Raw genomic sequence first — 5,410 nt, 5'->3', positions numbered from 1 at the left:
GTGAGTGCCCACACAGATTGCTTGATTCAAATTGTTAAAGAGCGTCACGCTTATCGCGTTGAGGAGGCGCATCTTACACCCCTCACTTCGAAAGTCAAGCGGTTGTTTTCGCTTTTCTTTCGGCGCCCACTTCGCTAGGAAGCTGGCTCATCAGGTTGGCGTGTTCCGCCGTGCTGGTAGGGGCGCATTATAGGGAGCCGCGCCGGAATGACAAGGGCTTTTTGTAAAAATGCGCTCGTTTGCTGAAAAAGCAGGCTAAACCCCATGAAATGAGAGTTTACCCCAGTTTCATGCCGATTTTTTGTTCATACCGTCAGTCTGGGCCTGAATGTAGTTGACCCAGCTGGTCGCCCTGTCTTGCCAGTTGTTCTGCTGTTGCAGCTCGCGAGCCAACACCAGCGCCTGAGCATATTGTTCTTTATTGAGGTGTGCCTGCACCAGCAGGGCCTTGGCTCTGTTGCCCTGCTCTCCCTTCACTGACTTGATGGCCGCGAGCTGGGTCATGGCGGCATCCGTCTTGCCCTGTTGCAGCAGCAGTTCGGCGGCACGCATGGCGGCCTTGGGGTGAGCATGTTCCCGGGCAAGCAGTTGCCAGCTGTCCACAGCCTTCGGCCACTCACGTGCCCCTTCCCACAACTGGGCCAGCAATTGGCGATTCTCTGCGCTCTGCTTCATCTGTCCCTTGGCCATGGCAGACTCCAGCAGACGCGCACCGCGATAGGGCAGTCCCTGCCAGGCATACAGGCGGATTAGCTGGTTGCGGGCGGCGGCATCATCCATCAGTTGACGGTCGATGGCAGTTTGCAGCAGTGCAAGCGCTCGATCACCACGCTTGGCGGAGAGATTGAGCGACACAGCCTGCTGCCACCACTTGCTCTCTTTCGGCTCGCGGCGGATCAACTCTTCGGCCTGATCCGCAGCCACGCCGTAACGCTGCAATGCAGTGAGGGAGGAGAGGCGGATGATGGCTGCCTGCTTCTGCCAGCTTTTCTTCAACAGTTGTTCACTCTGGCTGGCTGCCTCGCCGTACTGCTTGTTGTGGTAATAGAGGCCAGCCAAGCGCAGACGCAAGGCATCGTCAGCCTTGATGGCCAATGCGGCCTTGTAGCTGGCGATGGCGCCGGGCCAGTTGGATTGCTGGGCCTGGATATCCCCTCGCAGACGCAACAACTGAAGTCGTTGCTGCTCTGGCCACTCTTTATAAGCAAGAGCCTGCTCCACGTAGCGACTCGCCTGTGCGGTCTGCTGCAGGTTGGCGGCCAGAGAGGCCTGTAACTGCGCCAGCCAGGCGTGCTCAGCCTCGGAACCGGGTTTGAGCACAGCCGCCTTGCTCTGGGCCTGTTGCCACTGGCCAGATTGATAGAGCTTCATCACGGGCTCCAGCTGGCGGGAGAAATGAGGGCTCACCTCCATCGCCAGACAGGCTTGGCTGACCAGGGCCAGCAGACAGATCCAGATCCGCAACATGGTTATGACTCCAATTTGAATTTGAGCGTGATGACTTGCACCAGCTTGTCGGTGGCGCCCGGCCTAGGCTGATAGCGCCACTTGTTGATCGCCTGAATGGCCGCTCGCTCGAACTGACGCTTCGGCTTCGCCTCGACCACCTCCACATCCTGTACCCGGCCGTCGGCATCGACGCTGAAACGCAAGGTCACGGACCCCTCGATGCCGGCCTGCTGGGCCCGGTAGGGATAAACGGGCTCAACCCGTTGCAGTGGCATCAAGAGGTCGCTAGCACCGATTCCAGCGCCCTGCTGCTGTCCATGGAAATTGCCGCTCGCGACCGGAGAGGGACTGGTCGCCACGCCAGGGGCAGAGACCTGTACCGCACTCAGGGTCGAGACCAGATCCAGGCTCGGCTGTACCGAAGGCAACGGGGCCGCCGCCGGCATGGGCAGCGGTGTCGAAGCCAGCGCGGCAGGCGGCTCCGGCAAGGGTTCCGGCTCCTGGGGTACCGGCCGCTCACGCACCTGTACCTCGGTCACCTCGTTCTGCATATTGATGACGATGGATTTTTGCTCTGTGGTCGCCTTCTCCCCTCCGGGCGGCTCCACCAGGGTGGCCATGAACAACAGGATGCCCAGACTGAGGGTGATCCCCAGTCCCAGGCTCATCAACTTGTGTTTCATTTCGGTGCCACCGCCACGGCGATGTTGGCGATGCCTGCCGCCTTGGCTTCATCCATCACCCGCACCACCTTGCCGTGGGGTACCCGTTCATCGGCCTGGATCACCAGGCTTGCCTCGGGCTGCTCCGCCAACAGTCGGGCGATGGTGGCCTGCACCCGTTCCACATCCACCTGTTTGCGGTCGAGGAAGATCTGCCCCTGAGCGCCGATCGCCAGCATGATGCTGGACGATTTCTGCGCCTTGGCCTGGCTGGCCTGGGGTCTGTGTACCTCAAGCCCGGCTTCGCGCACGAAGGAGGTGGTCACGATGAAGAAGATCAGCATGATGAAGACGATATCCAGCATGGGGGTCATGTCGATCTGCACTTCATCGCGCTGGCGTTTGGATTGCCGTCTCATTGCATTACCTTCTCTTCTCGCAGGCCGTCCCGGGTCTTGGCCAGCGCACGCTTGGCCTGACTCTCGAGCCGGCTAAGTAACAACACGCCGGAGAGGGCCACCACCATGCCTGCCATGGTGGGGATGGTGGCGCGGGAGATCCCGCCCGCCATGCTCTCCGGGTTAAAGCGGTTGGCCGCAGCCAGCGCATCGAATACGCCTATCATGCCGGTCACTGTACCCAGCAACCCCAGCATGGGGCAGAGCACCACCAGGGTGCGGATGAAGATCAGATGACGGTTGAGCGCCAGCTCCACTTCTGCCAGCCAGCGCCCGCGAATCGCGCGAGCGTGCCAGCTGTGACGCTCGCGACGCGCCTGCCAGCGGCCCAGCAGCTGGCGCTGCAACGGTGCAAACCCCAGGTTGAGGTAGAGCAGCCGCTCGATCATCAGAATCCACATCAGCACCAGCAAGGCCAGAATGACCCAGAGCACCGGGCCGCCACGGCCCATGAAGCTCTGCAACTGCTGCCAGATGTCGAGCATCATGCTACCCGCTCCACCCTGTCACCATTGCTTTCGGCCCGCTCGGCCAGGATCCCGGCTACTTGCTGTTCCAGCACGTTGGAGAGCTCGGTGAAACGGGACTGCAACAGGCTGTGGGCCAGGATCAGCGGAATGGCCGCTACCAGACCCTGCACCGTGGTGACCAAGGCCATGGAGATGCCGCCCGCCATGATCTTGGGATCGCCGGTACCGAACTGGGTGATGGCCTGGAAGGTGCCGATCATACCGGTCACTGTCCCGAGCAGACCCAGCATGGGGGTGATGGCCGCGATCACCTTGACCATGCCGATGCCGCGCTCCAGGCGAGGGGTCTCCTGCAGGATCGCCTCATCCAGACGCAGTTCGAGGGTCTCCATGCTCAGTTCTGGATGCTTGTCAGCCACCGTCAGCACCCGGCCGAGGGCGTTGTCGGCATGATATTCACCGCTCTTGAGCTGGCGACGAACCCGACCCAGTTCGCGAGAGAGGCTCCACAGCCTTACTCCAGCGATCCCCAGGCCTATAGCGGCCAGCAGCACGATGATGGCGCCGACCTGGCCGCCCTGCTGGACTTGCTGCCAGAAGGTGGGCGCCTGGGCCAGCATATCGAGCAGAACACCGTGGGAGGGATCCAGCGGCAACGCTTCTCCCTCCTGACCCTGATAAGCGGCCACAGCGGAAAGCACGCTGCCTGGCAGGCCCAGCACCGGACTCAGGCCTTCGGCCTCCGGTTGCAAGAAACCAGCATCGCCCAGCAGGGCGAAGCTGCCGATCCGGGTCAACGTCTGCTCGCTGGCAACGCCCTGGGCATCAAGCACCTTGCCGTTGAACTGGGCAACCCGGCCCGATTCGCGGATCTCCTGTAGCAAGGTGGCTGGCAGCAGGGCAAGGGCGGCGCGATCAGGCACCTGTTTATCCTGTGCCATGGTTTTCAGCGGGGCGAGGCGATCAGGATACTGGCCCTCGACGGCGGATTCGCTCAGCAGCTTGACCGCATCGCTGGCGCCCTGACGGGTGACCGCAAAGATGTCGTTCATGTCGCCGGAGGCTTGCTCCCACTGGGTATTGAGCTCCACCAGCTGCTTTTCATTGGCCGCGAACTGGCTGGCCAGCTCCTTGCTCAGGCGCTGGGCCTCGGCCAGCTTGGTACGGGCAGTACTCAACTCCCTGGAGACAGACGCCAGATCCTGCTGAGCCTTCTGTTCACGGGCCTGTTCCTGCTGCTGCCAGGCTTCCTCGGCCACGGCGGCTGTGGTGCCCAGAGAGAGGGCGAGGGCAAGGGGTAACCACTTCATGGTGACGCTCATGACTGGGCCTCCTGACCACGGCTGACGGAAAGGGGGACATTCAACAACTGGGGAACTTTCTTGTCGGCAGCCATTTCCAACGCCTCGGCGATGGGGGAGAGCCACTGGCCGTCGAGGGCTTGCCACTGCTTGTGCTCGGCAGACCAACGCCACGCCTGGGAGCGATCGGCGGTCATCGCCAGCAGGGAGACCCGACCCAGAGCCAGCACATCGACCCGGCGCGGTGCGCCATCCAGCACCAGCTCGGCGGAATAATGGTCCAGCCTGCTGCCGTATTCGGCTTCAATCTGATAGGCCTGCAATAGCTGGCGGAACTTCTCCGCCTCGCTCACATCGGCTCTGGCCAGCGTCGCTTTCAAGGCAGCAACCCGCGCCAGACGATCCTCCCTGCGCAGCGGGATGTCATCCTGTACCAGCTGTTCCAGATCGGCTTGCATCTGCAGCATTAGGGGGACAAGCCCCTGCCTGGTCTCCTGTACCGCTTCCAACTGCTGGCTCAGCTTGCCCAGCTCGTTTTGCTGATCGGCCACCAGAGACTGCATGTAGCGGTTGTAGGCTTCCAGATCCCGCAGTTGCAGTTGGGCATTTTGCAGCTCAATCCTGGCGGCGACGGCGCCATCGGCGGCTTTCTCCACACGCAGCTGGGAGGCTTTCCCGTCGGCGATACTGTTCTTCAATGCTGGCGCAACCACCTCTTCGGCGAACACGACGCAATGAACGGCCATGGGTAACAAGGCCAGACCCCAAAACTTGTTCATGATATAAATCTTAACAATGATAACCATTCTCATTGTCTCAAAGAGTAGGGTCACTGGCAATCAGATGATTTTCTTGGCCTCTGGCCGAAAAAACAGGATACTTTTTAGACAAGTACGGGAATAACTGGCGTTGGTAGTCGCAACACCATTTTAAATAACTAAAAAATGTCTTTTCGATCAGCAAGATAAGTGATCGAAAAAGGAGACTTACATGTTCCTGATTACCCATGATTAGCAGTCAGTTACCACGAACTATACTGATCTTACGTACAGTTATCGAGGTGCGAGATC

At 60.6% G+C, this 5,410-nt stretch carries 6 protein-coding genes; all 6 read right to left on the bottom strand.

Going from position 1 to position 5,410, the window contains the following annotated elements:
• Positions 1-288: 288 nt before the first annotated feature.
• From OKC30_RS19665 to OKC30_RS19640, 6 genes are read right to left on the bottom strand one after another with little or no spacing between them, the layout of a single operon-like run.
• Positions 289-1,467, bottom strand: coding sequence for a hypothetical protein (locus OKC30_RS19665; RefSeq protein WP_162726538.1), 1,179 nt, complete (start codon positions 1,465-1,467; stop codon positions 289-291).
• A 2-nt stretch (positions 1,468-1,469) separates the two neighbouring features.
• Entirely contained in the window at positions 1,470-2,132 is a 663-nt protein-coding gene (locus tag OKC30_RS19660; protein WP_119197136.1) for an energy transducer TonB, read from the bottom strand.
• The gene (locus tag OKC30_RS19655) at positions 2,129-2,530 is read right to left on the bottom strand and encodes an ExbD/TolR family protein (RefSeq protein WP_119197135.1); all 402 of its coding nucleotides are present in this window, start codon (positions 2,528-2,530) and stop codon (positions 2,129-2,131) included. The genes OKC30_RS19660 and OKC30_RS19655 overlap by 4 nt, the downstream gene beginning before the upstream one ends.
• Entirely contained in the window at positions 2,527-3,057 is a 531-nt protein-coding gene (locus tag OKC30_RS19650) for a MotA/TolQ/ExbB proton channel family protein (RefSeq protein ID WP_041214167.1), read from the bottom strand. The genes OKC30_RS19655 and OKC30_RS19650 overlap by 4 nt, the downstream gene beginning before the upstream one ends.
• A complete protein-coding gene (locus tag OKC30_RS19645; RefSeq protein ID WP_119197134.1) occupies positions 3,054-4,361 on the bottom strand; it encodes a MotA/TolQ/ExbB proton channel family protein in 1,308 nt (435 codons plus the stop codon). The genes OKC30_RS19650 and OKC30_RS19645 overlap by 4 nt, the downstream gene beginning before the upstream one ends.
• Positions 4,358-5,119, bottom strand: coding sequence for a DUF3450 domain-containing protein (locus OKC30_RS19640; protein ID WP_162726537.1), 762 nt, complete (start codon positions 5,117-5,119; stop codon positions 4,358-4,360). The genes OKC30_RS19645 and OKC30_RS19640 overlap by 4 nt, the downstream gene beginning before the upstream one ends.
• Between the last annotated feature and the right edge of the window lie 291 nt (positions 5,120-5,410).

The sequence above is a fragment of the Aeromonas sp. QDB18 genome (assembly GCF_027705325.1).
Classification (GTDB): Bacteria; Pseudomonadota; Gammaproteobacteria; order Enterobacterales; family Aeromonadaceae; genus Aeromonas; species Aeromonas caviae.
Note: the sequence above shows the minus strand (reverse complement) of the source record. Positions and strands in the feature narration are given on the sequence as shown.